A 26,312-nucleotide genomic window follows, 5' to 3' on the forward strand; every position below is an offset into this window, starting at 1 on the left:
TACTCAGTGTTTGCGAATAATGAATGTAGTCCAACCGTCCACTCTTAAATGTAACCCAAGCAAAATGTATTAAAAAAGAGCAATGGAGTAAGAGAAACGTCGTCGGCTCGAAGCGGGGAATGCTACAGAAAACTGTGATTAAGTTCAATAATGAAGCAAGTATTGAATCATATTTGTGGTAAATAGTTTCCTCGAGATAAATAAAAAGGGCCGCAATAAAGCAGCCCTTTCGATGGTATAGCTAATGCTAAATGCTTTGAGGTTTACTCATTGCTGAGCCTGCTTGGCTACGGGCAACTTGACTGCCTGCACCACGAGCTTCATAGCGTTCTGAACGCAATGGAGCCGAAACCACTTCAATCTCTTTTAGTTCGTTTGAACCTGGCGCTTTTGCCATCGGTGCACAAGCATGAGCTTTAATGGTTTTAGGTAGTGAAATGTTTGAAGTTGCCGCTGGTTTTTCAACCAGTTCTGGAGTTTTAACTTCTTTTACCGTCGTTATTTCAGTTACTTCCACTGGTTGTGGTGTTTCAACAACAACCTCAACAGGTGCTTGTACTGGCGTTTCAGCTTTTGGTTCTGCGGCGCTGCGAATAATCACTTTGCCCATTGCCATTTCTGGACATGCGAAGCCACCGATGACCTTAGTGGTAGTATCTGCTACAACTGTTGCTACGGTTTCAACAACCGGAGCTTCAACTTTCTCTTCTTGGCGAGGTGCTTGAGCTGGAGCTTTAGCTAAGTCATAACGAGGCATCACTTTACCCATCGCCATTTCTGGTGATGCAACTCCACCTTTACGAAGGCGGAATGGGTTAGGGCGACGGTCACGACCGCGACGACGGCGTTGACCACTTGCACGTAAGTGACGAGGTGAACGACGATTACGGCGCTGATTTTGCTCATCTTTGTTATTGGCATCATCAGACACAACCGTTGTTGGCTCAGTGGCTTTGACTGACTCGGCTTTCACAGTCTCGATGGCTTCAGCAACAGTCGCTGTATCTTGTGAAGCGATGGCTACTACTGCTTCTTTTGCAGCGGCTTGATCTTTCACTCGAACTTGTTTATTCAGTTTACGGCGCTGACGGCGTTCTTTAACCTTGGCCGTTTTTTCTTCGGTCTTAACATCTTTTTGTTCAGCTTGTTGTGCTTCTACTGCAAGTTGCTGACCTTGTTCTGCAAGTTTTTCTGTTTTTAGGTCATCGCGCTTATTACGACGATCTTGTCGTGGTTTACGAGTTTGCGGTTTGCTCTGTTCAGCCGGAGTTACTTCTTTTTCAGAAGTACTTTCAGCAGCAACAGGCTTGCGCTTATTCTTGTCACGATTAGCATTATCGCGGTTATTGCGGCGACGTTGGTCGTTGCGGTCACGACGTTGACGTGGTTGCTGGCTACGTTTGTTTTCTGGTTTTTCTTGCTCTTTTTCTGTGCTCTTTTCTTCAATAGGTGCAGAGAATAGGCTGCCGATAGCTTTAAATATACGACTGAATAAACCAGGTTTAGCACTTTCTTCAACCACATTTTCTTTTACAACAGGTTGAGCCGCTTTTGGTGCTGGAGCTGGGGCTGCTTGCGCTTGAGCTGGTGCAGCAAAGCCTTTCAGAGCTGGCTCTTCAATGCGTTTTGGTCTGAAATCTGCCTCTGAAGGTTCTTTACTTTCGGCTTCTTTTAGAGCTTCAAGCTTTTTAGGTACCATATAAGACAGGATGTCTTGCTCTTCACCTTCACGAACACGGATAACCTCGAAATGAGGAGTTTCCATATCAGAATTTGGAACAATAGTGATATTAACTTCTTGGATACGTTCGATATGACTGATAGAGCGGCGTTTCTCATTCAGCAAGTAAGAGGCGATAGGAACTGGTACCACCGCTAAAACTTGCGCAGTGTTATCTTTTAACGCTTCTTCTTCGATCAAACGTAGTACAGATAGCGCTAGAGATTCATTATCACGAACAACACCAGTGCCAGAACAACGAGGACAGATATGATGGCTTGCCTCTGCTAGCGATGGGCTTAGACGTTGGCGAGACATTTCAAGCAGACCAAAGCGAGAAATACGACCAATTTGAACTCGAGCTCTGTCAAGACGAACTGCATCGCGTAAGCGGTTTTCAACTTCACGCTGATGGCGCACTGGTGTCATATCAATGAAGTCAATAACGACTAGACCACCTAAATCACGTAGGCGCAATTGGCGAGCAATTTCGTCTGCAGCTTCTAAGTTGGTATTGAGAGCCGTTTCTTCAATATCTCCGCCTTTAGTAGCGCGAGCAGAGTTGATATCAATAGAGGTTAGTGCTTCAGTCGGGTCGATGACGATCGAACCACCAGATGGTAGACGAACTTCTCGTTGGAAAGCCGACTCAATTTGGCTTTCGATTTGGTAATGACTAAACAGTGGCACTTCACCATCGTATTTTTTAACACGGCTGACAAAATCTGGGCGCACTAACTGAATATGCTCAAGAGCACGTTCATAAATAGTATTGCTATCAATGAGGATTTCGCCGATGTCGCGGCGTAAATAGTCGCGAATGGCACGTACAATAACGTTACTTTCTTGGTGGATAAGTAATGGTGCAGGGTGCAGTTCTGAGGCTTGTTTAATTGCACTCCAGTGGTTAAGTAGAACGTTTAGATCCCACTCAAGTTCTTCTGCACTTTTACCTACACCTGCCGTACGAACAATTAAACCCATACCTTGAGGTAATTCAAGAGTACTTAGTGCTGCTTTTAGTTCGGTACGCTCGTCGCCTTCGATACGGCGTGAAATACCGCCAGCACGAGGGTTATTCGGCATCAGAACTAAGTAACTGCCAGCAAGAGAAACAAAAGTAGTTAGCGCAGCGCCTTTACTGCCTCGCTCTTCTTTTTCTACTTGAACAATGACTTCTTGACCTTCTCTAAGCACTTCTTTAATGCTTGGGCGGCCTTGATAGGTATAACCTTCTGGGAAGTATTCGCGAGCAATTTCTTTGAGAGGAAGGAAGCCGTGACGTTCAGCGCCGTAATCTACAAAAGCAGCTTCTAAACTTGGTTCAACACGGGTGATACGTCCTTTATAGATATTCGCTTTTTTGGATTCATGTCCTGGACTCTCGATGTCTAGATCAAAAAGTCGCTGGCCATCTACCAACGCAACACGCAACTCTTCTTTTTGAGTGGCGTTAATTAACATTCTTTTCATTTAAAAATCTCGTTATCTTTCTTTAGTTTTGATTATTGATCTTGTTGCTTCGGTTCGTTTTCACGGTGCCAGATCCCATGACTTAAAGGTGCAGCCTCCCGGCTGGAGGGGATGCTCTAGGGCACTTCAGTTATCACACGCACACGATTGCCTGCGATCCGCATATATGGCGGAAATTACTCAACATGAAATGACGATGAGTAGAGCAACAAGATAGCTTCGCTCAATAGTGTCTTACGCCATATGCAGCACACTGACGCTTAGCTGTCTACTCACTATTTTGCTCTAAAATGAACGGTAAAGAATAAAAAATCACCAATTCATCCATTGCAGCTGTGAACTATAGCAGTGACAGGTAAACACAGCAATCTGCTTTGTTATGAACAGGTCAAAAAAAAGGAAATAGGCGTAAAAGTGATATTGTTAGTTGTCTGTTTTAAAAGAGTTTTATCTACTTTAAGTGGGAAATCTTACGGAGTAATTATTAATTTTATCCACAGTCACATTTTGATTGATGCAATTATCATCAATTTAAGGGTGAATAAGCGATGAAAATATATTTCTCTTGCTAAGAAAATATGAATTTACGCGATTCACAGTGTTACAATACCGCTATGAGCGAAATTAGAACCCAAGTCCAACTCATCGACATAGATGAAGATATGGCTGGTCAGCGCATTGATAACTTCTTGCGCAACCAATTAAAAACAATTCCTAAAAGTATGATTTATCGCATCCTGCGTAAAGGGGAGGTGCGTGTAAACAAAAAACGGATCAAAGCAGAGTATAAACTGTGCGCTGGCGATGTGGTGCGTATTCCACCGGTCAATATTGAGCAGTCAGCCAACGAAACCACAGCTCCTAACACTAAACTGAACAAAGTGGCTGAGTTAGAGCATTGCATTATCTTTGAAGATGACCATGTTTTGATCCTCAATAAACCGTCTGGCACGGCAGTACATGGTGGGAGCGGCTTGAAATTTGGCGCAATAGAAGCGCTGCGTGCGCTGCGCCCTGAGGCTCGTTTCTTAGAGTTGGTGCATCGTATTGATAGAGATACGTCTGGTATTTTGTTGGTAGCGAAAAAGCGTTCGGCTTTACGCCATCTTCAAGCTCAATTTCGAGAAAAAACAGTTCAAAAATACTATTTCGCATTGGTGATGGGGCAATGGAAGCGTAGCTGTAAAGTGGTCAATGCACCATTACTAAAAAATGAAATAAATAGTATCGTGCGCGTTAATCCAAATGGTAAGCCATCTGAGACTCGCTTTAAAATCCTAGAGCAATTTGAGCAAGCAACCTTGCTACAGGCGAGCCCAATTACTGGCCGAACACATCAAATTCGTGTCCACACTCAATATACTGGGCATCCAATTGCGTGGGATGATCGTTATGGCGATCGTCGATTTGACGCTTATACAGGACAAGTTGGTCTAGATAGGCTGTTTTTACACGCGGCCAATATTCGTTTTATCCATCCTGCAACTGAAGAGCAAATGGACATTAACGCCCCACTAGATAATCAGTTAGAACAAGTCTTAGCTAAACTGCGAAATGCTTAAAAATACCCGTGTTGACTCGGCAATGGAGTGAACACGGATTTTTTGCTAAAAACAGCGCGCTTACAATATATTCACACCTTGCGACTCAAGCAATTTGACCAGTTTTATGAGTGGTAATCCGACCAATGTATTTGGGTCATCACCTTCTAAACGTTCAAATAAAGCAATACCAAGACCTTCACTCATAAAGCTGCCAGCACATTGCAGGGGCTGTTCTTTTTCAACGTAAGCTGTTGCCATTTCCAGCGAAAGGTTTCTAAAATGAACGATAAACGTATCAATGTCTACCAAGCATGTATTACTACACGAATTGTATAGAGCAAGCCCAGTATAAAAGGTTATTGCCTTACCACTTTGTTTAAGAAGCTGGGCGATGGCTTGTTCTTTGGTATGAGGTTTACCTACGATTTCGCCGTTAATGACGCAGACTTGATCTGAACCGATAACTAAACTGGCTTGGTCTATTGTGCAAGAGCGTGCTTTTTCTTCAGCTAATCGAGTAACTAAGGCTTGCGGAGATTCCCCCTGATGCGCTGTTTCATCACATTGAGGAGAAGCGGTGACAAATGGCAAACCGAGCTTTTTAAGTAATTGCTGCCGAAAAGGGGATGTTGACGCTAAAACTAGTTGGTAATTTTGCATTTTGATTTAGAATCGCTGGGAGTTTTGTAGCAGCATATATCAACAACGGTTGCTATACATAATTCTCGCTGTGGAAAGGGTAAAAAAGCTAACTTTTTTGTCTTTTTCTTTGACTAAAATAGATTTGGAAGATATATTCGCGCCCTATGCAAAAGGTAAAAATACCGCGCTCGGTTGATCCGGCTAAAGCTGCTCAGAAACGACTCGACTATGATGGCATCATCCAATCTAGTCTTTTCAAGCGTTTAGAAGAATCGGTTGCAAGCGTAAAACGCGACGCTCAAGTTTCATTGTCATTTGGGCTTGATGAACAGCGACTCGTTGTTATCTCTGGTAAAGCTAACATCGAAGTTGATTTAGAATGTCAACGCTGTAATGAGGTTTTCGCACATGAGTGCGAAGTTGAATTCATTTATACTCCTTATTTAGGTAGTAAAACTGATGAAGACGCACCGGAAGAGTACGATTTGGTAGATCTGAATGAGTACGGTGAAGTCGACCTTGTACAGTTAGTTGAAGATGAGTTCATCATTAACTTGCCTCAAGTAGCAATGCACGATGACGCGGATTGTAGCGTTAACTCAAATAATTTGGTATTTGGTGAACTTCCGGAAGATATTGTGGAAGAGAAACCGAATCCATTTGATGTTTTAAAAAACTTAAAACGATAATTCGTTGTAAGTTAAGACAAAGGAGTAGGGTCAATGGCCGTACAAAAGAGCAAAAAATCACGCGCACGTCGTGGCATGCGTCGTTCACACGATGCACTAACTACAGCTTCACTTTCTGTAGATGCAACATCAGGTGAAACTCACCTACGTCACAACGTGACTGCTGACGGTTACTACCGTGGCAAAAAGGTTATCAACAAGTAAGGTTGACCTTTGCAATATTTAACCGTTGCACTTGATGCAATGGGCGGGGACTTCGGTCTTCGCGTTACAGTGCCTGCCGCCGTGCAGGCACTGTCGCATTTCCCAGAGCTCAAAGTGATCCTCGTTGGTGATAAGCCTGCGATAGCACGTCAATTATCTCAAATAGGTTACGAACCTAATGCTCGTTTGAGTATTTCGCATAGTGACCGAGTCATCTCTAACTCTGAAAAACCGTCGTTAGCATTAAGAAATAGTGCGGGTAGCTCAATGGGTATTGCCATTGATCTCGTCGCTGACGGTCAAGCGGATGCTTGTGTTAGTGGTGGTAATACTGGCGCTTTAATGGCGCTTTCTCGTTTCCGTTTGAAGCTTCTCCCCGGAATTGATAGACCTGCATTGGTTTCTGCGTTACCCACGACATCGGGTAATCGTACTTGGATGCTTGATCTCGGTGCTAATGTATCGAGTGATGCGGATTCTTTGTTTCAATTTGCAGTGATGGGGAGTGCATTAGCTGAGCAGCACTTAGGCCGCCCAGCTCGCGTCGCAATTCTTAATATCGGTGCGGAAGAAATCAAAGGCAATGACTTGGTGAAACGTTGTGCTGAAATGCTCAACCAAACCCAAGCGGTAAACTATATTGGATATATTGAAGGTAACCAATTATTAGATGATGTCGCTGACGTCATCGTATGCGATGGTTTTGTTGGAAACGTATGTTTAAAAGCGTGTGAAGGTACTGCACAACTCTTTATTGATAAGTTAAAAGCCAAGTTATTGGCCTCATCCATAAAGGGTTGGATTGCACGAATACTGTTTTCTGAACTATTTACTGAACTAAAAACATTGAACCCCGACCAGTATAACGGTGCAAGTTTGCTAGGATTGCGCGGCATTGTCATAAAAAGTCATGGAAGTGCTGATGTATCCGCTGTCGTAAATGCAATTTCCGAAGCGGTACACGAGGTCAAACGACAAGTACCCAGCCGTATAAGCGATCGTTTGGAAGCGGTTTTACTCGAGAGGCATTATTAGTCTTCATGTATAGCAAAATTTTAGGTACTGGCAGCTACTTGCCATCTCAGGTGCGTACTAACGCAGACTTAGAGAAAATGGTAGAGACAAGTGACGAGTGGATCGTAGCACGCACAGGTATTCGCGAACGACGCATTGCAGCTGACGACGAAACCGTGGCTGATATGGCTTTCTATGCTGCACAAAACGCCATCCAAATGGCGGGCATTGATAAAAACGATATCGATTTGATTATTGTTGCCACTACCAGTAGCAGCCATACTTTCCCTTCATCTGCTTGTCAGGTGCAAGGAAAACTTGGCATCAAAGGTTGTCCTGCTTTTGACTTAGCGGCTGCGTGTTCTGGTTTTGTCTATGCTTTGTCGGTTGCAGACCAACATATTAAATCCGGCATGTGTAAAAATGTTCTGGTTATCGGCGCTGATGCATTGTCAAAAGCGTGTGATCCAACAGACCGCTCTACCATTATTTTATTTGGTGATGGTGCGGGCGCTGTGGTCGTTGGTGCGAGTGAAGAGCCGGGCATCATTTCGACTCATATATACTCAGATGGCGCGTTTGGTGACTTATTGAGTTTGCCAGTTCCAGAGCGTACTGGTGATGTCGATAAGTGGTTGTATATGGCCGGTAATGAAGTCTTCAAGGTTGCAGTTACTCAGCTATCTAAGTTAGTGAAAGATACCCTAGAAGCCAATAATATGCATAAGTCAGAGCTAGACTGGTTGGTTCCTCACCAAGCTAATTACCGCATTATTTCCGCGACGGCGAAGAAGTTGTCGATGTCTCTGGACCAGGTGGTTATCACACTGGATCGTCATGGTAATACTTCGGCGGCGACAGTACCAACGGCACTTGATGAAGCGGTGCGTGATGGCCGAATTAAGCGTGGTCAGACACTGTTATTAGAAGCGTTTGGTGGTGGTTTCACCTGGGGCTCGGCACTCGTTAAATTTTAACGTAACGAATATCTATTTTAAGGAGTTGCTATAACTCCTTATTTTTACTTAAGGAAACAAACAATGAGCAAGTTTGCTATCGTATTTCCAGGTCAAGGCTCACAAACAGTGGGTATGCTTGCTGAACTTGGGCAGCAATATGATGTTGTTCAACAAACATTTGCTGAAGCCTCTGAAGTGCTAGGTTATGACTTATGGGCATTGGTGCAAAATGGTCCTGCTGAAGACCTCAATCAAACGTTCCGTACACAACCTGCGTTGCTGGCATCATCAGTAGCGATTTGGCGCGTATGGCAAAGTTTGGGTTTGGCGCAGCCAACACTGCTTGCTGGACACAGTTTAGGCGAGTATTCGGCTTTAGTTTGTGCAGGTGTGATTGACTTTAAGCAAGCAATCAAATTGGTTGAACTACGTGGTCAACTGATGCAAGAAGCTGTTCCTGCGGGTGTCGGCGCAATGTCAGCTATCATTGGTCTTGATGATGAAGCCATTGCCAAAGCGTGTGAAGCAGCAGCGCAAGGTGAAGTGGTTTCTCCAGTTAACTTCAACTCTCCAGGCCAAGTAGTCATTGCGGGCAATAAAGATGCGGTTGAACGTGCGGGTGCATTGTGTAAAGAAGCGGGTGCTAAACGCGCTTTACCACTTCCAGTATCGGTGCCTTCTCACTGTGCCTTGATGAAGCCAGCCGCTGAGAAACTTGCTGTAGCACTTGAATCTATTGAATTTAACGCTCCGCAAATCCCCGTGATCAATAATGTTGATGTTGCGACAGAGACGGCGCCTGAAAAAATCAAAGATGCATTAGTTCGTCAACTGCATAGCCCAGTACGTTGGACTGAAGGCGTGCAATTGATGAGCGAGCAAGGCATTGAAAAATTACTTGAAGTTGGCCCAGGGAAAGTCTTGACCGGCTTAACAAAACGTATCGTGAAGACGCTTGAAGCTGCGGCAGTGAATGACACTGCTTCGCTTGATGCAGCGAAGTAATCGAAGGAAATAAAACATGATGAATCTAGAGGGTAAAATTGCCCTAGTGACAGGTGCAAGCCGTGGTATTGGCCGTGCAATCGCAGAGCTGCTTGTTGAACGCGGTGCAACGGTTATTGGTACTGCAACCAGTGAAAGTGGCGCGGCTGCAATCAGTGATTATTTAGGTGATAAAGGCAAAGGTTTAGCGCTAAATGTCACCGATGTTGAGTCGATCGAATCTGTATTAAAAGCGATTAATGAAGAGTTTGGTGCGTTAGATATTTTGGTCAACAATGCTGGTATTACTCGCGATAATCTGCTCATGCGTATGAAAGATGACGAGTGGACCGATATTCTTGATACTAACTTGACGTCTATTTTCCGTTTATCTAAAGCGGTACTTCGTGGCATGATGAAAAAGCGTAATGGTCGTATCATCAATGTCGGTTCAGTTGTTGGCACTATGGGTAATGCAGGTCAAACTAACTATGCAGCTGCAAAAGCGGGTGTGATTGGCTTTACTAAGTCGATGGCACGAGAAGTTGCATCTCGTGGTGTGACGGTTAACACAGTTGCGCCAGGTTTTATTGAAACTGATATGACAAAAGCACTGAATGATGACCAACGTGCTGCTACACTAGCGCAAGTACCATCAGGTCGTTTAGGTGACCCGCGTGAAATAGCATCAGCAGTTGTATTTTTAGCTTCTCCTGAAGCTGCGTACATTACGGGCGAAACTTTGCACGTAAATGGCGGGATGTACATGGTTTAAGCTTGTTTTTTACTGTTTTGGCAAAAATAGGCATCTATCATTGTCAATATCGTGTAAAACTTGCTGGTGATATGCGCAACATTTGTGCATGATTTAAGTCAAAAATGGTCTGAATTTCGGTTAAAATCGCTAAATTTGTGGTTTGACCAGCAATGACCCACTTGCAACTTTCCCTAGTTAGAATAAACTACGGAATCATCGCATTAGGCGAAATCTGTAAAGGAAAAGAAAAAATGAGCAACATCGAAGAACGCGTAAAGAAAATCATCGTTGAACAGCTAGGTGTAGACGAAGCAGAAGTTAAAAACGAAGCTTCTTTCGTAGAAGATCTAGGTGCAGATTCTCTAGACACTGTTGAGCTAGTAATGGCTCTAGAAGAAGAATTCGACACTGAGATCCCAGATGACGAAGCTGAGAAGATCACTACTGTTCAAGCTGCAATCGACTACGTAAACAGCGCTCAGTAATATCTCTCCCCAGGCGGCCTTCTGGCCGCCTGAGTTTTTTCTAACTCTTCTATACCTCTCATAGAATCTTTCAATCCCGGAGAATATGATCGTGTCCAAGCGTCGTGTCGTTGTCACTGGCATGGGGATGTTGTCACCGGTAGGCAACACTGTAGAATCCTCTTGGAAAGCCCTGCTAGCTGGTCAAAGTGGTATCGTTGATATCGAACATTTTGATGCAACCAATTTTTCAACTCGTTTCGCTGGTCTAGTTAAAGACTTTGACTGCGAAGCGTATATGTCTAAAAAAGATGCCCGTAAGATGGATTTATTCATCCAGTATGGTATTGCGGCGGGTATTCAAGCCCTTGATGATTCAGGCCTCACTGTTACCGAAGAAAACGCCCCAAGAATTGGCGTGGCAATTGGTTCTGGTATCGGTGGTCTTGACCTTATTGAAAAAGGTCATCAATCGTTAGTAGAAAAAGGCCCACGCAAAGTTAGCCCATTTTTTGTACCATCGACCATCGTCAACATGGTTGCGGGTAACTTGTCGATTATGCGTGGTCTGCGTGGCCCGAATATTGCCATCTCTACAGCGTGTACGACAGGTTTACACAACCTAGGCCACGCCGCTCGTATGATTGCATACGGTGACGCAGATGCGATGGTGGCTGGTGGTGCAGAAAAAGCATCAACTCCACTGGGTATGGCAGGGTTTGGCGCTGCGAAAGCACTGTCAACGCGCAACGATGAGCCGCAAAAGGCTTCTCGCCCTTGGGATAAAGGCCGTGATGGTTTTGTTCTTGGTGATGGTGCTGGTGTGATGGTACTGGAAGAGTACGAACACGCTAAAGCTCGTGGTGCAAAGATTTACGCTGAACTTGTTGGTTTTGGTATGTCTGGTGATGCTTATCACATGACATCACCAAGTGAAGATGGTTCAGGTGGCGCCCTTGCGATGGAAGCGGCGATGCGTGATGCTGGCGTAACGGGTACTCAAATCGGTTATGTGAATGCGCATGGTACATCAACACCAGCTGGCGATGTTGCTGAAATTAAAGGCGTTAAACGAGCCCTTGGTGAAGAAGGTTCAAAGCAAGTTTTGGTTTCTTCAACTAAATCGATGACAGGCCATTTACTTGGTGCCGCGGGTTCAGTCGAGGCTATCATCACGGTGATGTCACTGGTTGATCAAATTGTTCCACCAACTATTAACCTTGATGATCCTGAAGAAGGTTTAGGCATTGATCTGGTGCCACATACTGCTCGTAAAGTCGAAGGTATGGAGTATGCGATCTGTAACTCCTTTGGTTTCGGTGGCACAAACGGTTCGTTGATTTTCAAAAAAATCTAACGACGTTGTGATGTGAAACTTGAGTTCAAACGGCTTGATGCTTTAGCATTGAGCCGTTTCTTTTTATAGGGTAGTGAATATGTTTTGGGTTAACGGACAGCCGAGTCAGACGGTTTCCCTCTCCGATCGTTCATTCCAGTATGGAGATGGTTGTTTTACTACCATTTTATCTTGTCATGGAAAGCTCCAATACTGGCATTGGCATGTTGAACGTATGGACGCCTGTTTATTGTTGTTAGGTATTCCCTCTCCAGACTGGTCGCTAGTCGCCTCGTGGGTTGAGCAAGTTGTGCTTCCAGCCGACAACGCAGGTGTTAAAATTCATGTTAGTCGTGGTGAAGGGGGAAGGGGTTATAGCCCAACGCAGAACCCAGATCCGAAGGTGACGATCACGGTTTTCGACTATCCGTCGCACTACATTGACTGGAAAGATAGTGGAGTTGAGATAGGGCTTTGTCGGCAAAGACTCGGTCTTAACCCATTATTGGCTGGCCACAAACACAATAATCGTCTTGAACAGATATTGTTAAAGGCCGAGATGGATGCACAAGGTTATGTTGAAGGTGTGGCATTAGACATTTTAGGGCATGTGATAGAGACAACATCTGCAAATATATTTTGGGTCACTAATGATAGACTCTGTACACCTAATTTAGACCAAGCGGGTGTTGCGGGTGTTGCTCGTCGTAGAGTGCTATCGATCGCGCAGGACTTAAATCTGCCGATCTCAATTGATAAGTTTTCATTAGATGATCTGCTTAGTGCTGATGAAGTATTTATCACTAACTCCATTTTAGGTGTCGCACCTGTGACCAAAATTGCAGCGACCACTTTTTCCTTTGGCAACCACACACGATGTTTTCAGGAGTGTTTCACCTCGTGATAAAAAAACTTACCTTATTGCTTTTACTCGTAATCGCCATTACCAGTGCTGGCTATTTCTATATTAAACAGCAAGTGGATGGATATCTGCACCAAGCGGTAGCTATCCATTCCTCTGAAATAATTACCATCCCATCTGGCACTAGTTTGAACGGTGTTTTGACAATATTGTCTGAAAAAAACTGGATTGCAGACTCACCGTTGAGCAAGTTAGTTAGAAGACTACATCCTGAACTCACCAAAATTAAAGCGGGGACTTATCAAATCTTAGCATCAGAGGCTTTGATTGATGTCTTAAATAAGGCCGTGGATGGTAAAGAGCACCAGTTCGCGATTACGTTTGTCGAAGGAAGTCGTTTCAATGAGTGGAGAGCACTACTTGCACAGACTCAAGGTTTAACTAGCACTTTAAATGCACTTTCAGAGGCTGAAATTGCAAAACAGTTGGGTATTGACCGAGATAAATTAGAAGGTCTTTTCCTCGCTGAAACCTATCATTTTACGTTTGGCACCACTGATTTAGAGATTTTGCAGCGTGCACATGCAAAATTACAAACATTACTTGATAAGTATTGGGCATCTCGACAAGCAAGCCTACCGCTCAAAACGCCTTATGAGGCGTTAATTCTTGCTTCGATTATCGAGAAAGAAACCGCAATTGCTTCAGAACGAGAGCGAATTGCTTCGGTTTTCGTCAACCGCCTCAACAAACGTATGCGCCTGCAAACTGATCCCACCGTTATTTACGGTATGGGCGATAGCTATGATGGTAATATTCGTAAGAAAGACTTGCGCACACCAACTCCTTACAACACGTATACTATTTTTGGTTTACCACCGACACCGATAGCGATGGCTGGTGAAGATTCCATTAAAGCGGCATTAAACCCAGAGCAAAGTAACTACCTGTATTTTGTAGCCAGTGGTACTGGTGGCCACGTTTTCTCGAAAACATTAACCGAACATAATCGCGCAGTTCGCGCCTATTTAAAACAATTAAGAAAATAATTATGAATGCTAAATTTATTGTTGTAGAAGGCCTTGAAGGCGCTGGAAAAAGTACTGCTATTCAAGCGATCACGGAAACATTAAAAGAGTTCGGTATTAATAATATCACCAATACGCGAGAGCCTGGCGGCACGGCTCTCGCTGAAAAAATGCGCGCACTAGTAAAAGAAGAACATGACGGTGAAGTATTACAGGATATGACTGAGCTGTTGCTAATGTACGCAGCACGAGTTCAATTGGTTGAGAATGTCATTAAGCCAGCATTATCTGCAGGTAACTGGGTTGTGGGTGATCGCCATGATATGTCTTCCCAAGCGTACCAAGGTGGTGGGAGACAAATCCCTCTCGATACCATGCGTAATTTAAAAGCGGTAACTTTAGGTGATTTTAAACCCGATTTTACACTGTATTTAGACCTTGATCCTCGTATAGGACTTGAGCGAGCAAAAGGTCGTGGTGAGTTAGATCGTATTGAAAAAATGGATATCAGCTTTTTTGAGCGCACTCGAAGTCGTTATCTTGAACTGGCAGAGTCGGAGACAAATGTTGCTATTATTGATGCAGAGCAGCCAATAGAAAGCGTTGCAGCAGCAATTAAAGCGGCGTTAATTCAATGGTTGAAAATGCAATAGGATAGTGCATATGAACTCCCTATATCCTTGGTTGACAAGCTACTGGCAGCAGTGGCAAGACAACCTTGCCAATCAGCGCTTCCCGGCGGCGACGTTACTCGTTTCTCCTAAAGGACTAGGTGCTGAACAATTAGTTGATCGTCTTAGTGGTGCGTTGATGTGTTCACATCAGCCTATAGAAGCTTGTGGTTTTTGCCACAGTTGCGATCTGATGAAATCTGGCAGTCATCCTGATTTTCATCGAATTTTCCCAGAGAAAGAAGGAAAATCGATCACGGTCGACCAAATACGTCAGTGTAATAAATTGGCGCAAGAATCAGCTCAACTGTCTGGTGCTCGGGTTATTATCATTGAACCTGCTGACGCAATGAATGAATCAGCAGCGAATGCACTCTTAAAGACGTTGGAGTCTCCAGGCAAAAACTGTTTTTTCATATTGGTCGCTTCACGCATTAACCACTTGCTACCGACCATTACTAGCCGTTGTCAAAAAACGCTATTGACTTCGCCAAGTTCGTTCGATGTATCGCAGTGGCTGAGTTCGCAAACCTCGCAAGTAATTCCTGCGTATGTGGCGCATCTTAACCAAAATTCGCCGCTTAACACATTAGCCTTTGTCAATTCTGGTGAATTAGATAAATATCAAGCCTTTGAAAAGAGTTTTTTAGATGTTTTCGCGAATTCCAACGCTGATGTATCCGCTTGGGCAAAACAAATCGCTAATGAACCTGCTAAGCATTTAGCTTGGCTTTGGACTATCCTCACTGATACGCAGAAGGTTCAGTTTGGTTTGACACAAGATGATTTTGTTCCAGTGAGCTTTTCTTTGGCTAAGCAAATCTCTTATCCGGTGCTTTTTCAACAAACGAATGCACTAATACGCTTAATGGAAAAGCTAACAACCTTTAGTGGTCTCAATTGTGAACTGCTAGCAATGAATTGGTTATTTGATTTTAATAATGAGGAATTATGTTCGTAGATTCACATTGCCACTTAGATAAGCTTGATTATGAAGGACTCCATACCAGTGTGGCTGATGTAGTTGAGAAAGCATCTCAAGCCAATGTAAAACAGCTTCTTTCCGTTGGTGTCACATTGGATTCTTTCGACAATATGCTTGAGATGATCGAGCCGTTTGACAATGTTCACGCATCTTGTGGGGTTCATCCATTAGATGTTGAAAGTGAATTTGAGCTCGATCGTTTCCATAGGTATGCTAAAAATCCGAAAGTTGTGGCGATCGGTGAGACGGGACTTGATTACCATTACCAACCAGAAACAGCTGACCTACAGAAGTTACGTTTTGCCCAGCATATCGAAACCGCTGTTTCACTGAATAAGCCGCTAATTATTCATACTCGCAATGCTCGCGCTGATACATTAGATATGCTGCGAAATGGGAGAGCAGAAAAGTGTGGTGGGGTGATTCACTGTTTTACTGAAGATCTCGCTTTTGCACAGGCAGCCATGGACTTAGGTTTTTATATTTCTATTTCTGGAATTGTCACTTTCCGGCAGGCTACAGAATTAAAAGAAGTTGTTAAAGCTTTGCCTCTTGAACGGCTGCTTATTGAAACTGATTCGCCTTATCTTGCGCCTGTTCCTCATCGAGGAAAGCAGAACCAACCAGCCTATGTTGTCGAGGTTGCTGCCTATATTGCACAGTTAAAAGGTGTATCCTTGAAAGATGTTGGACAAAAAACCACCAAAAACTACCAAGATCTTTTTTTGCGATAGAAACTAAACTTTGTATGGTAAAGGAGTGTAAGCTCCTTTTTTTTGTGCTTAATGTCATGATTATGGATAAAAATCTCATTGTTTACTAAAACTGTTGAAAGTTTGTCCTTTAAAGGTGAAATTGTAATTTTGTTACTAAAAATAACAACCGAGTGAATTTTATTTACGCAGTAAAATTAATATTATTATTAATAAAGACTATATAAAACATGTGGTTAAACTTGATGTAAAGCTTTTCATTAACGGTGATACATTGTGATCCGCCTAATGTTTTGAAACTAAATTTCGTTACTAACTAGAAAGTTTGAGGGGCATCAATATATATTTAGAGGCGAAAAATATAATGCCACATGTGGTTACATTTTCATTGGGTGCTAACATTTAGGCTACGGGGGTGTGCCGTTAGAACCCGAACAATTCTAATAACTTAATCAGGAGCATAAACATGTTTAAAAACCTTTTTGCAAACCTGCAGAAAGTTGGTAAGGCTTTGATGCTACCAGTATCAGTTTTACCAGTTGCAGGTATTTTGCTGGGTGTAGGTGCAGCAAACTTTAGCTGGCTACCAGAAGTTGTTTCACATTTGATGGAACAAGCGGGCGGTTCAGTCTTTGGTCAAATGGCACTACTATTTGCTGTCGGCGTAGCACTTGGTTTCACTAATAATGATGGTGTATCAGGTCTATCTGCTATTGTCGGTTACGGCATCATGGTTGCGACGCTAAAAGTAATGGCGAGCGTAATGGGTGTTGATGGTATCGAGACTGGTGTTCTCGGTGGTATCCTAGCTGGTGGTGTTGCGGCTTGGTCATTCAACCGTTTCTACAAAATCCAGTTACCTGAATACTTAGGTTTCTTCGCGGGTAAACGTGCAGTACCAATCATTACAGGTTTCCTAGCGATTGGTTTGGGTGTAATCCTATCTGTAATTTGGCCACCAGTGGGTTCTGCTATCGCAGCATTCTCTGATTGGGCTGCAAACCAAAACCCAGTAACGGCATTTGGTATCTACGGTGTAGTTGAGCGTTCATTAATTCCATTTGGTCTTCATCATATCTGGAACGTACCTTTCTTCTACGAAGCTGGTAGCTGTGTAAACAACGCTGGTGAACAAGTTAATGGTATCATGACTTGTTTCTTGACTGCTGATGACGCATCTCGTGCTGCGGGTAACGGTTTTGGTCAGCTTGCTGGTGGTTACCTATTCAAAATGTTCGGTCTTCCTGCTGCTGCTATCGCAATTGCGCACAGTGCTAAGCCTGAAAACCGTGCTAAAGTTATGGGTATCATGGCATCTGCTGCTTTGACTTCATTCCTAACCGGTATTACTGAACCAATTGAATTCTCTTTCCTATTCATTGCTCCAGTACTTTACGGAATTCACGCAGTACTTTCTGGTCTTGCATATGTATTGACTAACTCACTAGGTGTTGTTCACGGTCACACGTTCTCTAACGGTTTCATTGACTTTGTTGTTCAATCGCCTCGTGCTGAAAACATGCTTCTTCTGGTTGGTCTTGGCATTGCTTACGCTGTTCTATACTACGTAGTATTTACTTTTGTTATCCGTACCATGGACCTTAAAACTCCTGGTCGCGAAGATGAAACAGAAGCTTCTTCTACTGCTACAGGTACAGAGCTTGCTGGTGAACTTGTTGCTGCATTCGGTGGTAAAGAGAACATCACTAACTTAGATGCTTGTATCACTCGTCTACGTGTTTCTGTTGCGAAAACAGAAGCGGTTAACCAAGAGAAGTTAAAACAACTTGGTGCTGCAGGTGTAGTTGTAGTATCTGGTGGTGTTCAAGCTATCTTCGGTACTAAATCTGACAACCTTAAAACAGAAATGGATGAGTGGATCCGTAACCACGGTTAATCACTATCTATCCCCTATAAGGTAATAAAGGAGACTTCGGTCTCCTTTTTCTTTTCTTTAATTATTTCAATCTATTAACGTAATTCTTCAGGCTCAAATTCGGTATTTGGTGTGATGATGGCAAGCATTGCTAAGTATCACTGTGTGAGCGCATGAGGAAGTTAACGTTTTCCATCGCATCATTCAGCCTTACATCATGTTTGCACTGTGGGAGATTCTTGACTGAGCTTTGCCGAGAGCTGAGCTACTATCCCAAGGCAAGAACAGAGGTGGTGCATTTAACGCTATACCAAGGGTGAGCAAACAGCGGCGACTTTTGTTTTACTTGTTGCAAGGGTATTGGCTGCAATGACTTAGTTGAGCGAGCGTAAAAATACCTCTAGGCTTGGCTAGTGGTAAGGTAAGGCAACGTTTAGATATAGGCCTAGAGTGGCATGCAGGGGCTTTTATGGTGTAATTAGTAGCACTTTCCTTGCAGCATGGTATTTGTTTTTTTAAATACAAAAATGCCGACATTGACTGTCGGCATTTATATTCTTTAAAGATATATCGGTTTATGAGTCTTGCTTATTCATAGCCTTTTTAATGCAAATGGCGGCGCCACCCCATGTAATACCCAAACCAATAACCATCATAATAATCGCGCTTGTTGTCATTAGTTGTGCTCCTTACTACTTGTTACGTTGATCGCTACACCGGTAGCAAATAACAGTGCGATCATCACCCAACCTAAGGTTAGGTCATAGCCACCGTAACCTTCAGTGAATAATGTTTGTAGCTTAGTGGCTACGATAATGGCAAGAATAACTGGCGAAACAAAACGTAGGCAGATATCAAACCAAACACCAATACTAAAGTCTGAGATACTATTGACGTATTTACGTACATCTGAAATTTTGAATAGCCAAGTCATCAGTACAATTTCAACCAAGCAACTCACCATAATACCTACGTTGTTGGCAAAGTGATCAACAAGGTCAAGTAACAGTAAACCACCATTAGTAGCAAATGCCATTGAAACGACTAATCCAGTACCGATAACAATGTTTGCTGCTTTTTTACGATTCCATTTTAGCTTATCCATTACCGCCGAGGTTACCGCTTCCATAATAGAGATATGAGAGCTTAGGCCAGCGACTACTAAAGCAAAGAAGAATAGTGGCCCTAAAATATAAGGCGCAGGAAGTAGGTTGATTGCCGCAGGTAGAGTCACAAATGCAAGACCGACACCAGCAGAAACGACTTCTGTTAATGGCTTACCTTGTTCTTGAGCCATATAGCCAAGAACAGAGAAAATCATAATACCCGCTAGAATTGAGAAACCACAGTTGATCAACACGGTCATAAATGCGTTGTTAGTGATATCTGATTTTTCAGGCAGGTAGCTAGAATAGGCAAGCATGATGGCAAAGCCAATACTTAGAGTGAAGAAAATTTGTCCATATGCAGCCGCCCAAACTTTCACATCCCAAATCTTGCTAAAATCAGGCTCAAACATATAGTTAACGCCGTCTAATGCGCCTGGAAGAAAAATCATACGACCAATCAGCAGTAAAACCATAATGAAAAGCACTGGCATCATGATCTTAGAGGCGCGTTCAATTCCAGCTTTTACACCACCTACAATAGCGGCATAAGTAATCGCCCAAGCAATGAGCATTGCAATGGCGATCTTCCACTGAATACTACCTAGATTAGTTGGTGAATTGTCACCCAAGCCTAAATAAGTACTAAAGAAGAAGGCATTGGTATCCGTGCCCCAACTTTGAGTAAATGACATGCCGAAATAAGAGATAGCCCAGCCAATAACTGCAACATAGTAAACAGCAATGACGGCAGCAACGCCAACTTGGAACCAACCTAACCATTCAAATTTAGCGTGAATTTTCGCTAACGTTGTTGGTGCAGAACCACGATGTTTTTGACCCATACTGAACTCTAGGATCATGAATGGAATTCCGGCGGTAATCATGGCAAAAAGGTAAGGGATGAAGAATGCACCACCACCATTTTCATAGGCCATATAAGGAAAACGCCAAATGTTTCCTAAACCGATTGCTGAACCCACTGCGGCTAAAATGAATCCGGCTCGGGATCCCCATTGTTCTCGCTTCATAATTTACTCCTTTACGACTCCCTGAGGTATGAAGCTTCTCTTTGGCTAGAGCCAGTTTTAGAATGATGAATACAGTAGGTGTGCTAAAGCGATCCTAAATATTTGTGCCTTCATCCATGAACTGGCAAAAAGTTAGTTTTATATGTTGTTAGCCTTGAGATTTCTCAGAATATTGTTCTTAATTGTACGATGTGTGTTTGCGAAAACTGAAACAATCAGCTACGCATGGCATTGAGACTACAGACTAAAGTTGGTTAAGGCAATAGATTGTAAATGTTATTTTCTGGTTTTTTGATGGTTTATTAGTTGTTAAATTGTCATTTTTTTAGGGTAATGAGTAGGAAGAAGTCACAGTGGGTGGTTGATAAGGCTGTAATTTTTGGTTTTTTTAAATGATAAAACTATTTTTATTGCTAGGGTGTCTGACTGAAAAATAGACACTCACTAGTGGATATCACCGAAAATAGGATGAGATACAAAAATTCTCAGTTTAGGTAAGTGATTAAAAAACGTTTATTGAGGATACGAAGTTGGTATACCCAGTTGCATCTGTGTTGACTACATTCGCTCACCCCAATCACATAGTTAATCTATGCTCATGGGGATGAAATGACTTGCCACCTACCTGCAACTTCAAGTTGTTTGGGTATATATGTATATTTTGCAGGCAACGAAAATAATTTGATTATGTGTTTTCATTAACATAACTACATTAACCAGTACCTTTATGATTGAGTTATTGTGATGATAACTCCATAATTGTATTTAGAAAATTACCAACACTTGAAGCGTTTTTATCCAGATGTTATTACTTTGTTGTATAGCAGGAGGTTTTTATGGAACACGAACTCAAATACGCTTTAGTTATCACAGCAACAATTTTTGCTATTCTCATTGGTTATGGGCTAATCGTTATTACTCATTAATGACGGAGGGTTCTGCTGATGAACAATAGTGGAACTGTCTCTGACAAAGAGAACAATGTCGATGTCGATCAATTTTCCAAATACATTGGTGGTAAAAATGCATTAGTTGCTCAAGGTGGTGGGCAGAGAGGTATTTTTACTGCTGGTGTGTTGGATGCCTTCCTTTTGTCTAATTTTGACCCCTTTCATGAATTCTATGGTACCTCTGCAGGTGCACTCAACTTATGCGCTTATCTCTGCCGCCAGCGTGGTTTAGGTAAAGCGTTTATTTTAGACCTCACTACTGACACCAACTTCTTTAACCTCTTTGGTTATGTACGGCGCAAACAATATTTAAATCTAGACTGGGCTTTGGACAGAATCTCTGAATTTCCGTACCGCTTAGATATTGATATGGGTAGAAAAGTACTTGAGAAGCGACAGGCTTACGCTGCGACAACCTCTGCAAGTACATTACATGATCATTATTTTCCTCTGCTTGGAGAGCGGTGGCGTGATGTATTAACCGCGACCTGCGCTATCCCACGTTTATATCCGCATGAAGTAAAATTAGATGATAGTGCGTATATTGATGGGGGAGTATCCGCTTCGATACCGGTTCAGGAAGCGTGGAGGAAAGGCTCTCGTTTCGTTGCTGTTATCCGTACTGAGTGTGCTGACTACGACCCCCAAGCCAACACAACGCAACCGAAGCTTTCTTTTACTGGCGAAGCTCATTGGCTTTCTGAACCTTTGAATAATATTCAAGGGCAGTGGCAACAAAAGTTATCGCAATGGAAGCAAGGTTGGAATGGTTTCGTACAACAGAAAATTGAGCGAGCCAAAGAACAAAAAAAAGAACAAATCCATTTACAGTTACTTAACGGAGGTCGATGGCTTTTTGGTGCCGATGATATTTATCGGTTAAGCCATCTGATTGGCGATAAATTTGATTCTGGTCTTGCTGACATGCTTATGGTGCACTATCAAACTTATTCGCTCACTCAAGATTTTTTGCATAAACCACCTGATGATGTTTTTGTTCTGCAAATCGTTCCCAGTGAGCCTTTAAAATCGAATTCACTGTTAAGCAACAAAGATGACTTGCTTTATGACTATGCATTAGGAGTAAAAGCAGGTTATGAATTTATTAAGCAGTTTGATAAAGCGCAGTCAGCGTATAAAGAGCGTATTAAACAACGTTAATTTGGACGTGTTGGTGTTTCACTATAACAGCAACCTCGAAATTTCAACACGCCCTGATAACTCCGCTAGCGAGTAAAGTGATATCAGACAGTCATTTACTCAAGAACTGGTAAAATACGCATACAGTTGGTTGAGCCTTCTACATCCATAATGTCACCTTGTGTGATGATTACTAAGTCGCCAAATTTTAATAATTTTCGTTCTTTTAGTGTATTTAAAGCCGCCGCCGCGACGTCAAACCCGGAATCTGCTTTGGTGTTAAAATAGACGGGAGTCACTCCTCGGTATAAAGCACAACGGTTTAATGTTCGTTCGTTGGGCGACATGGCGAATATCGGGAGCACAGAGTTGAGACGGGATGTCATCAGTGCCGTTCGCCCCGACTCGGTGAGTGTAACCATCGCTTTGACCCCTTCCATGTGATTAGCCGCATAAATTGTCGACATTGCGATGGTTTCTTCCGCGGTGACGAACGATGTATCAATACGATAATTTTGTTGGTTTGCTTCAATCATTTTTTCAGCCCCAACACAGACCTCAGCCATTGAGCGGACGGTTTCTATAGGATATTTCCCTGCCGCTGTTTCGCCTGACAGCATCACAGCATCAGTGCCATCGAGTACCGCATTGGCTACATCCATCACCTCAGCGCGCGTCGGCATTGGATTTTCAACCATCGATTCCATCATTTGTGTTGCCGTAATGACAACCCGATTAAGTTCTTTGGCACGACGGATGAGCTTTTTTTGAACTCCAACCAATTCTGGGTCGCCAATTTCAACACCTAAGTCTCCACGTGCAACCATGATCACGTCAGATGCCATAATAATGTCATCAATATTTGCATCATTCGCTACCGTTTCCGCTCTTTCTACTTTTGCTACTAATTTCGTTTCTAGTCCAGCATCGCGCGCCAAACGGCGTGCATATTTCATATCTTCTCCATTGCGAGGGAAGGATATGGCTAGATACTCAACTTTGATTTCTGCGGCCAGTAAGATGTCACGCTTATCCTTTTCTGTTAAAGCATTAGCAGACAAGCCACCGCCTTTTTTATTGATCCCTTTATTGTTAGATAGAGGGCCTCCTACGGTGACGATGGTGTGAATTTTCGCACCATCAACACTTGTGACTTGAAGCTGCACTCGACCATCATCTAACAGTAATAAGTCATTACATTGCACGTCTTGAGGAAGCTTTTTATAGTCAATTCCGACCGAATCTTGATCACCTTCACCCGTTGGGAGGTCGGCATCAAGAATAAATTTGTCACCGTCATTTAACAGAATTTTACCTTCTTTAAATGTAGATACTCGAATTTTCGGGCCTTGCAAGTCACCGAGTATGGCAACATGGCGACCTAATTTTGCGGCAATGGCGCGTACTTTTTGAGCGCGTAATATATGGTCTTCAGCACTACCGTGTGAAAAATTCATACGAACGACATTTGCACCAGCTCTGATGATGGCTTCTAATACTTCACCTTTGTCTGTCGATGGCCCTAATGTGGTGACAATTTTTGTTCTTCTTAATGCAGGGATCATTGTGCTCTCCGTTAATAGCATGGTGATACTGAGATAAGTATATGCAAGATCTCGCAAAATGAAGCGCATCAATGAGTATTTATTGTGTTAGAAATGATATTTTCCGAGGAAAAATAAGACTTACATCGCATTTGAATTATGTAAAAAATCAGTGATGGCTTGACTTAATTCGCAAAGATCCATGTATATCCGTGATGCTTGTCACGGCAATATACCAAAGCGCTTCACAATTACTTCGCAAAGTAAAAAAATTAGCATGTTATTGATTTCTGGAGCTCCCAATGTACATGGCTCAACCAGGCCATATTGATCATATCAAACAGGTCAATGCTGGTCGTGTATATAAACTCATCGACCAAAAAGGTCCCATTTCTCGTATTGATTTATCAAAGGAGAGTGAGCTTGCACCTGCAAGTATTACAAAAATTACCCGTGAGTTGATTGAAGCTCATTTGATCCATGAGACAACAGTACAAGAAGCCATTAGTCGTGGTCGTCCTGCAGTAGGTTTACAGACGAACAATGAAGGTTGGCAGTTTTTATCGATGCGTTTAGGTCGAGGCTACTTGACGATTGCGTTGCATGAACTTGGTGGTGATGTGCTGATCGATACCAAGATAGAAATTCATGAACTGGACCAAGACGACGTACTTGCACGGTTACTTTATGAAATAGAAGAGTTTTTTCAAACTTACTCTTCTCAATTAGACCGAGTGACCAGTATCGCAATTACTTTGCCTGGTTTAGTCAATTCTGAACAAGGCATCGTGTTGCAAATGCCACATTACAATGTGGAGAATTTAGCGTTAGGTCCAGAGATTTATAAGGCAACTGGCCTGCCCGTTTTCATTGCCAATGATACTCGAGCTTGGGCGCTAGCTGAAAAGCTGTTTGGTCACTCACAAGACAACGACAACTCTGTTCTTATCTCGATTCACCATGGTTTAGGGGCTGGTATCATTCTAGATGGTCGGGTATTGCAAGGGCGGCATGGTAATATTGGTGAATTAGGTCATATCCAAATCGATTCTAACGGCAAACGATGTCACTGTGGAAATATTGGTTGCTTAGAAACAGTGGCAAGTTCGCAAGCTATTCGTGAAGAAGTGGCACAGCGTATTGCCGCAGGTGAAGCGTCGTCTTTAACGGCTCAAAGTGAAATTACGATTGAGGATATTTGCGCCGCAGCGGCGGATGGTGACCCACTTGCCGTTGATGTAATTGAAAAGCTTGGTCGTTATCTTGGTGCGGCTATTGCTATTGTCATTAACTTATTTAACCCTGAAAAAATATTAATTGGTGGGGTCATTAATCAAGCAAAGAGTGTGCTATATCCTGCCATTCAAACATGCATTGAAGAGCAAAGTTTACCGGTTTACCATCAAGACCTCGAATTAGTAGAGTCTCGCTTTTATAAACAGGCGACGATGCCAGGGGCGGCGTTAATCAAACAAGCACTTTATGATGGGCTTTTATTGATGAAGGTGGTCGAAGGCTAGTTTTTGCGTCTTTATTGATTTATATTTTTTACAATGAACCCATATAGCTATACTGTTATATGGGTTTACTTTTTTATTTCGGGATTTCGTATGTCAGGTGTTTTAAATACGGTTGATCAACGTACTAATCTGGTTGGTGAAAACCGCCTTGAGTTGTTGTTGTTTAGCCTAAATAGTCGACAAATTTTTGCGATTAACGTGTTTAAGGTTAAAGAGGTGATAAAAGTCCCTCAACTGACTAAAATGCCGGGATCTCACCACAATATTACGGGGGTTGCTTCACTACGCGGCGAACCTGTACCTATTATTGATTTACGAAGCGCTATCGGCTTTCCACCTTCTCGCTTGGATAACCAAGAGCAGAACCTCATCGTGACCGAATATAACCGTACGGTTCAGGGTTTTTTGGTTGGGCAAGTGCGTAACATCATCAATACCGCTTGGACTGAAATTCAGCCGCCGCCTAAATCAGCAGGGCGTTCAAATTATTTAACGGCGATTACTCAAGTTAAAGACAATGAACAGTCATTTATTGTTGAGATCATTGATGTCGAAAAAGTGTTGGCTGAAATTATCTATTACGACGTATCGATTTCAGAAGATGTTCTGGATCGTGATCTTGTTAACCAAATGATTGGCCGTAAAGTTTTGATTGTTGATGACTCTTCAACAGCCCGCAACCAGGTTAAAGGCACGCTTTCTCAGCTAGGTATTGAAATAATTGAATGCCGAGATGGCCTAGAGGCGTTGACTTTGCTGAAATCTTGGTGTGATGAAGGACGTGAGGTGAGCAAAGAGTTACTGATGATGATCACCGATGCTGAAATGCCAGAAATGGATGGTTATAAACTAACTCATGAAGTTCGCAGTGATAAACGGATGAAAGATCTGTATGTCACACTCAATACCTCACTTAGTGGTAGTTTTAATGAAGCGATGGTGCAGAAAGTAGGTTGTGACCGTTTTATCTCTAAATTTCAACCCGATTTATTGGTACAAGTTGCCCAAGATAGATTACGTGACGTGCTTGGTTAAATGATATTTTAAGATGACATAAAAATGCCCCGCAGTGAGCAGGGCATTGAAAGTGGTGAGCTGAA

General features: G+C 42.8%; 24 protein-coding genes. 19 read left to right on the forward strand and 5 right to left on the reverse strand.

Annotated features, from left to right (window positions below):
• Positions 1–247: 247 nt before the first annotated feature.
• Positions 248–3,193, reverse strand: coding sequence for a ribonuclease E (rne, locus tag EYW48_RS12670; RefSeq protein ID WP_277432498.1), 2,946 nt, complete (start codon positions 3,191–3,193; stop codon positions 248–250).
• 614 nt (positions 3,194–3,807) lie between these two features.
• On the opposite strand from rne, the gene rluC reads away from it, so the two are divergent.
• Positions 3,808–4,755 (forward strand): 23S rRNA pseudouridine(955/2504/2580) synthase RluC, encoded by a 948-nt coding sequence (rluC, locus tag EYW48_RS12675; RefSeq protein WP_053311925.1) that lies wholly within the window; start codon positions 3,808–3,810, stop codon positions 4,753–4,755.
• A gap of 60 nt (positions 4,756–4,815) precedes the next feature.
• Here rluC and EYW48_RS12680 read toward each other — a convergent pair whose 3' ends face one another.
• The gene (locus EYW48_RS12680) at positions 4,816–5,397 is read right to left on the reverse strand and encodes a nucleoside triphosphate pyrophosphatase (protein WP_168521545.1); all 582 of its coding nucleotides are present in this window, start codon (positions 5,395–5,397) and stop codon (positions 4,816–4,818) included.
• A 146-nt stretch (positions 5,398–5,543) separates the two neighbouring features.
• Between EYW48_RS12680 and yceD the strand changes: the two genes are divergently transcribed.
• From yceD to ptsG, 14 genes are all read left to right on the forward strand, one after another.
• The gene (yceD, locus tag EYW48_RS12685; protein ID WP_168786617.1) at positions 5,544–6,068 is read left to right on the forward strand and encodes a 23S rRNA accumulation protein YceD; all 525 of its coding nucleotides are present in this window, start codon (positions 5,544–5,546) and stop codon (positions 6,066–6,068) included.
• 33 nt (positions 6,069–6,101) lie between these two features.
• Entirely contained in the window at positions 6,102–6,272 is a 171-nt protein-coding gene (gene rpmF, locus EYW48_RS12690) for a 50S ribosomal protein L32 (RefSeq protein WP_053311763.1), read from the forward strand.
• A gap of 9 nt (positions 6,273–6,281) precedes the next feature.
• The gene (plsX, locus tag EYW48_RS12695) at positions 6,282–7,307 is read left to right on the forward strand and encodes a phosphate acyltransferase PlsX (protein ID WP_053311762.1); all 1,026 of its coding nucleotides are present in this window, start codon (positions 6,282–6,284) and stop codon (positions 7,305–7,307) included.
• A gap of 5 nt (positions 7,308–7,312) precedes the next feature.
• A complete protein-coding gene (locus EYW48_RS12700) occupies positions 7,313–8,263 on the forward strand; it encodes a beta-ketoacyl-ACP synthase III (RefSeq protein ID WP_053311761.1) in 951 nt (316 codons plus the stop codon).
• A 63-nt stretch (positions 8,264–8,326) separates the two neighbouring features.
• A complete protein-coding gene (gene fabD, locus EYW48_RS12705; RefSeq protein WP_274700279.1) occupies positions 8,327–9,250 on the forward strand; it encodes an ACP S-malonyltransferase in 924 nt (307 codons plus the stop codon).
• A gap of 19 nt (positions 9,251–9,269) precedes the next feature.
• On the forward strand, positions 9,270–10,004 hold the full coding sequence (gene fabG / locus EYW48_RS12710; RefSeq protein ID WP_053311924.1) for a 3-oxoacyl-ACP reductase FabG: 735 nt from the start codon (positions 9,270–9,272) through the stop codon (positions 10,002–10,004).
• Positions 10,005–10,237: 233 nt separating this feature from the next.
• Positions 10,238–10,471: an acyl carrier protein gene (gene acpP / locus EYW48_RS12715; RefSeq protein WP_053311759.1), complete on the forward strand. Its 234-nt coding sequence runs from the start codon at positions 10,238–10,240 to the stop codon at positions 10,469–10,471.
• A gap of 91 nt (positions 10,472–10,562) precedes the next feature.
• Positions 10,563–11,807, forward strand: a complete 1,245-nt coding sequence (gene fabF / locus EYW48_RS12720) for a beta-ketoacyl-ACP synthase II (protein ID WP_053311923.1) — start codon at positions 10,563–10,565, stop codon at positions 11,805–11,807.
• A 79-nt stretch (positions 11,808–11,886) separates the two neighbouring features.
• Positions 11,887–12,690 (forward strand): aminodeoxychorismate lyase, encoded by an 804-nt coding sequence (pabC, locus tag EYW48_RS12725; RefSeq protein ID WP_168780581.1) that lies wholly within the window; start codon positions 11,887–11,889, stop codon positions 12,688–12,690.
• Positions 12,687–13,697 carry an endolytic transglycosylase MltG gene (gene mltG / locus EYW48_RS12730; protein WP_053311757.1) on the forward strand — a complete coding sequence of 337 codons (1,011 nt, stop codon included), beginning with the start codon at positions 12,687–12,689 and terminating at the stop codon, positions 13,695–13,697. Before pabC ends, mltG begins: the two co-directional genes overlap by 4 nt.
• Positions 13,698–13,699: 2 nt before the next feature.
• Positions 13,700–14,329 (forward strand): dTMP kinase, encoded by a 630-nt coding sequence (gene tmk / locus EYW48_RS12735; RefSeq protein WP_168521563.1) that lies wholly within the window; start codon positions 13,700–13,702, stop codon positions 14,327–14,329.
• A 10-nt stretch (positions 14,330–14,339) separates the two neighbouring features.
• A complete protein-coding gene (gene holB / locus EYW48_RS12740; protein ID WP_277432499.1) occupies positions 14,340–15,308 on the forward strand; it encodes a DNA polymerase III subunit delta' in 969 nt (322 codons plus the stop codon).
• Positions 15,299–16,066, forward strand: coding sequence for a YchF/TatD family DNA exonuclease (locus tag EYW48_RS12745; RefSeq protein ID WP_274700282.1), 768 nt, complete (start codon positions 15,299–15,301; stop codon positions 16,064–16,066). Before holB ends, EYW48_RS12745 begins: the two co-directional genes overlap by 10 nt.
• A gap of 445 nt (positions 16,067–16,511) precedes the next feature.
• Entirely contained in the window at positions 16,512–17,942 is a 1,431-nt protein-coding gene (ptsG, locus tag EYW48_RS12750) for a PTS glucose transporter subunit IIBC (protein ID WP_176245801.1), read from the forward strand.
• 554 nt (positions 17,943–18,496) lie between these two features.
• Here the strand turns inward: ptsG and EYW48_RS12755 are convergent.
• Positions 18,497–18,598, reverse strand: a complete 102-nt coding sequence (locus EYW48_RS12755) for a MetS family NSS transporter small subunit (protein ID WP_141652904.1) — start codon at positions 18,596–18,598, stop codon at positions 18,497–18,499.
• A complete protein-coding gene (locus tag EYW48_RS12760; RefSeq protein ID WP_053311752.1) occupies positions 18,598–20,058 on the reverse strand; it encodes a sodium-dependent transporter in 1,461 nt (486 codons plus the stop codon). The genes EYW48_RS12755 and EYW48_RS12760 overlap by 1 nt, the downstream gene beginning before the upstream one ends.
• A gap of 836 nt (positions 20,059–20,894) precedes the next feature.
• Here EYW48_RS12760 and EYW48_RS12765 point away from each other — a divergent pair.
• Entirely contained in the window at positions 20,895–20,984 is a 90-nt protein-coding gene (locus EYW48_RS12765) for a YnhF family membrane protein (protein WP_141652903.1), read from the forward strand.
• 18 nt (positions 20,985–21,002) lie between these two features.
• Positions 21,003–22,169: a patatin-like phospholipase family protein gene (locus tag EYW48_RS12770; protein ID WP_277432500.1), complete on the forward strand. Its 1,167-nt coding sequence runs from the start codon at positions 21,003–21,005 to the stop codon at positions 22,167–22,169.
• A gap of 95 nt (positions 22,170–22,264) precedes the next feature.
• Here EYW48_RS12770 and pyk read toward each other — a convergent pair whose 3' ends face one another.
• Positions 22,265–23,713 carry a pyruvate kinase gene (pyk, locus tag EYW48_RS12775; RefSeq protein WP_261917538.1) on the reverse strand — a complete coding sequence of 483 codons (1,449 nt, stop codon included), beginning with the start codon at positions 23,711–23,713 and terminating at the stop codon, positions 22,265–22,267.
• Between the two features lie 281 nt (positions 23,714–23,994).
• Between pyk and EYW48_RS12780 the strand changes: the two genes are divergently transcribed.
• Positions 23,995–25,212 carry an ROK family protein gene (locus tag EYW48_RS12780; protein ID WP_053311749.1) on the forward strand — a complete coding sequence of 406 codons (1,218 nt, stop codon included), beginning with the start codon at positions 23,995–23,997 and terminating at the stop codon, positions 25,210–25,212.
• Between the two features lie 90 nt (positions 25,213–25,302).
• Positions 25,303–26,247, forward strand: a complete 945-nt coding sequence (locus EYW48_RS12785) for a chemotaxis protein CheV (protein WP_176245804.1) — start codon at positions 25,303–25,305, stop codon at positions 26,245–26,247.
• Positions 26,248–26,312 lie beyond the last annotated feature (65 nt).

Source organism: Vibrio sp. 1180_3 (assembly GCF_029478545.1).
GTDB classification, from domain to species: Bacteria; Pseudomonadota; Gammaproteobacteria; order Enterobacterales; family Vibrionaceae; genus Vibrio; species Vibrio aestuarianus.

Coding starts and splice junctions, on each gene's coding strand:
- rne (WP_277432498.1), bottom strand. CDS start 3,193: ATGAAAAGAATGTTAATTAACGCCACTCAAAAAGAAGAGTTGCGTGTT.
- rluC (WP_053311925.1), top strand. CDS start 3,808: ATGAGCGAAATTAGAACCCAAGTCCAACTCATCGACATAGATGAAGAT.
- EYW48_RS12680 (WP_168521545.1), bottom strand. CDS start 5,397: ATGCAAAATTACCAACTAGTTTTAGCGTCAACATCCCCTTTTCGGCAG.
- yceD (WP_168786617.1), top strand. CDS start 5,544: ATGCAAAAGGTAAAAATACCGCGCTCGGTTGATCCGGCTAAAGCTGCT.
- rpmF (WP_053311763.1), top strand. CDS start 6,102: ATGGCCGTACAAAAGAGCAAAAAATCACGCGCACGTCGTGGCATGCGT.
- EYW48_RS12700 (WP_053311761.1), top strand. CDS start 7,313: ATGTATAGCAAAATTTTAGGTACTGGCAGCTACTTGCCATCTCAGGTG.
- fabD (WP_274700279.1), top strand. CDS start 8,327: ATGAGCAAGTTTGCTATCGTATTTCCAGGTCAAGGCTCACAAACAGTG.
- fabG (WP_053311924.1), top strand. CDS start 9,270: ATGAATCTAGAGGGTAAAATTGCCCTAGTGACAGGTGCAAGCCGTGGT.
- acpP (WP_053311759.1), top strand. CDS start 10,238: ATGAGCAACATCGAAGAACGCGTAAAGAAAATCATCGTTGAACAGCTA.
- pabC (WP_168780581.1), top strand. CDS start 11,887: ATGTTTTGGGTTAACGGACAGCCGAGTCAGACGGTTTCCCTCTCCGAT.
- tmk (WP_168521563.1), top strand. CDS start 13,700: ATGAATGCTAAATTTATTGTTGTAGAAGGCCTTGAAGGCGCTGGAAAA.
- holB (WP_277432499.1), top strand. CDS start 14,340: ATGAACTCCCTATATCCTTGGTTGACAAGCTACTGGCAGCAGTGGCAA.
- EYW48_RS12745 (WP_274700282.1), top strand. CDS start 15,299: ATGTTCGTAGATTCACATTGCCACTTAGATAAGCTTGATTATGAAGGA.
- ptsG (WP_176245801.1), top strand. CDS start 16,512: ATGTTTAAAAACCTTTTTGCAAACCTGCAGAAAGTTGGTAAGGCTTTG.
- EYW48_RS12755 (WP_141652904.1), bottom strand. CDS start 18,598: ATGACAACAAGCGCGATTATTATGATGGTTATTGGTTTGGGTATTACA.
- EYW48_RS12760 (WP_053311752.1), bottom strand. CDS start 20,058: ATGAAGCGAGAACAATGGGGATCCCGAGCCGGATTCATTTTAGCCGCA.
- EYW48_RS12765 (WP_141652903.1), top strand. CDS start 20,895: ATGGAACACGAACTCAAATACGCTTTAGTTATCACAGCAACAATTTTT.
- EYW48_RS12770 (WP_277432500.1), top strand. CDS start 21,003: ATGAACAATAGTGGAACTGTCTCTGACAAAGAGAACAATGTCGATGTC.
- pyk (WP_261917538.1), bottom strand. CDS start 23,713: ATGATCCCTGCATTAAGAAGAACAAAAATTGTCACCACATTAGGGCCA.
- EYW48_RS12780 (WP_053311749.1), top strand. CDS start 23,995: ATGTACATGGCTCAACCAGGCCATATTGATCATATCAAACAGGTCAAT.
- EYW48_RS12785 (WP_176245804.1), top strand. CDS start 25,303: ATGTCAGGTGTTTTAAATACGGTTGATCAACGTACTAATCTGGTTGGT.